The 2,429-nt window shown below is 46.1% G+C and carries 2 protein-coding genes and 1 pseudogene; all 3 read left to right on the plus strand.

Annotation, left to right across the window (positions count from 1 at the left end):
• Window positions 1-398: 398 nt before the first annotated feature.
• Window positions 399-1,022, plus strand: a pseudogene (locus BEI65_RS27305) (recombinase family protein); the annotation flags it as partial.
• A 520-nt stretch (window positions 1,023-1,542) separates the two neighbouring features.
• Window positions 1,543-2,163, plus strand: a complete 621-nt coding sequence (gene parA / locus BEI65_RS25585) for a ParA family partition ATPase (protein ID WP_044715110.1) — start codon at window positions 1,543-1,545, stop codon at window positions 2,161-2,163.
• 38 nt (window positions 2,164-2,201) lie between these two features.
• Complete coding sequence (locus BEI65_RS25590) at window positions 2,202-2,429, plus strand: plasmid partition protein ParG (RefSeq protein WP_044715105.1); 228 nt, start codon at window positions 2,202-2,204, stop codon at window positions 2,427-2,429.

Consider the following 2,429-nt stretch of genomic DNA (forward strand, 5'->3'; position numbering starts at 1 on the left):
AGTAAGTTGGCAGCATCACCGAACTCACCCTCATTAACCTTCAACTTGAGCCACACCTCAAGTACCCAAACGATAATCTAACATTTTTTTAAGAAGTACCGTAATCTTGCTTTCTCTATAAAAATTCATTCAAAAATATTTATGTACAACTAACCTAGCCGTACGACTTATCCACCGTTTCTGTGGATAACGCTACATCTTGTGTGTTGAACAGCAACTGTTGATACTAGATGTAGTGCCGAACGGGGCAGGTTCCGATAAACCGTGGGGGTGCGTTATGCCCTGCCCCGATTCGGCCAACGGATTTTGGTGCCGTATAAGTATACCTTCCTCGTACCACTGCAAGCTGGTACTGTTTAAACACACACGACACACTTAAACAGAACCGGTTCTCAAAAATGACCCAAACAGTACCGACCTGCTTTGTTCGCGCTTATCTTCGTGCCTCCACGTCCGAACAGGATGCATCACGAGCACGTAGCTCTATCGATACTTTCGCCACTGAGCACGGGCTGGCCATCTGTAACTATTATATTGAAAATGAGTCAGGTTCACGCCTGGAACGTCCTGAGCTTTTCCGGCTGCTGAAAGACTGTCGGCAGCGCGACATCTTACTTATTGAAGATGTTGACCGCCTTTCACGACTGGCCGGGAATGACTGGATCACGCTCAAGAAAATGATTGCCAGGAAAGATATAAGAGTCGTGGCCGTTAATGTTCCCACTACCTGGCTGCATTTATCTCCGGGGCTGACCGATTTTGATAACCGGATGTTTTCGGCCATCAATGACATGCTGCTCGATATGCTGGCCGCAGTGGCCAGACGCGACTATGAGCAGCGGCGGGAACGCCAGAAACAGGGGATCGCCAAAGCAAAAGCTGAGGGCAAATACCAGGGCAGAAAGGTTAACCAACATCGCTATGATGCCATTAACCGGCTGCTGGCCAGCGGCAGCTCCTGGAGCCAGGTTCAGAAGACCATCAATTGCAGTCGTGGCACCATTAGCCGGGCGATTAAACAGTGTCCCCCAGTTACAGCCCTCCCCTCTCTTTCCGGGCAGTCTGAGAGTGCTACCGCATTTTCCGTGACAGCCACACTGTGGGTGCCGGTGCAGAACGGCAGCAAATTTACCCGTGGGAAGAAAAAGGTCAGAGAAGATATTGCCTGGCTGGTTGAGTGCGACTATGACGGAAAGGTGTTGGACAACAATGAGTACAGCCTGATTTTTACGTATAGCGATGAGGCCGATTTGAAAGAGCAGATTGACGAACTTTTCGACGAGATATACCGCACAGCTGAGATACGTAACTGCGTGGTCGATGATATGACGCTAACCAATGATGCAACTAATCAGGGCTGGAATGAATACGATGGAGGTTGGCAATAATCTATTGAGAGAAGCCTAAACCAAAATTCCCGCCAGTTCCAACACTCAAAAAAAACACTCATATACTCATTTACACATAAAAAACACATTTACTCATTTGTGTTTTTGTGTATAATTAAACTCAAATGAGTAAACACACAAATGAGGTTTAGACATGAAAATTATCGCGTTCCTCAACCCTAAAGGTGGCTCCGGTAAAACGACTGCAACAATCAACGTCAGTAGCTGCCTTGCCAGTTCGGGTAAAAAAATTGCAGTTGTAGATACAGACCCACAGATGAGCCTGACTAACTGGAATAAAGCAGAGAAAGCAGCATTCGATGTTTACACCGCAGCATCAGAGAAAGACGTTTACCAGGTAAGAAAAGATCTGGCTGAATATGACTTTGTGATTATTGATGGAGCCGGTTCTCTGTCAGTTATTACTTCCGCAGCGGTGATGGTCAGCGACCTGATAATCATCCCGGTAACACCCAGCCCTTTGGATTTTTCCGCTGCCGGTTCTGTCGTCACGGTACTGGAAGCCCAGGCTTATAATCGTCCGGTAGAAGCTCGATTCCTCATCACACGGAAAATCGAACAAGCCACCATGCTTAACGTTCTGAAAGATAGCATTGCTCAGACGGGTATTAAGCCGTTTAAAACTGCGATCACACAACGCCAAAGTTACGTTAAATCCGTCATGGAGGGTGAGAGCGTTTTCGATACCAACGATGGAGCAGCAAAGGGCGAGATAGCCATTCTGACGCGAGAAATACTCGAATCATTTGAGTAAAAACTCATATACTCATTTCAGCATATTAGAGGTTATGTATGGCACTAACTAAGCAACATACATCAAAAACAATGAGTTTCGGTGAGCATCGAGATCTTGAAAAAGTCGTCAATAGCACACCCACGGGAAAGCAAAAGAGAGTCAACGTTAACTTTGATGAAGAGATACATACCCGCTTCAAAGCTGCGTGTGCAAAACAAGGTACATCTATTACTGATGTGATAAAGGATTTGGTCGATAATTGGCTGAAAGAAAATGACAAGTAA

The organism is Serratia sp. BW106 (assembly GCF_002607755.1).
GTDB lineage: Bacteria > Pseudomonadota > Gammaproteobacteria > Enterobacterales > Enterobacteriaceae > Serratia > Serratia proteamaculans.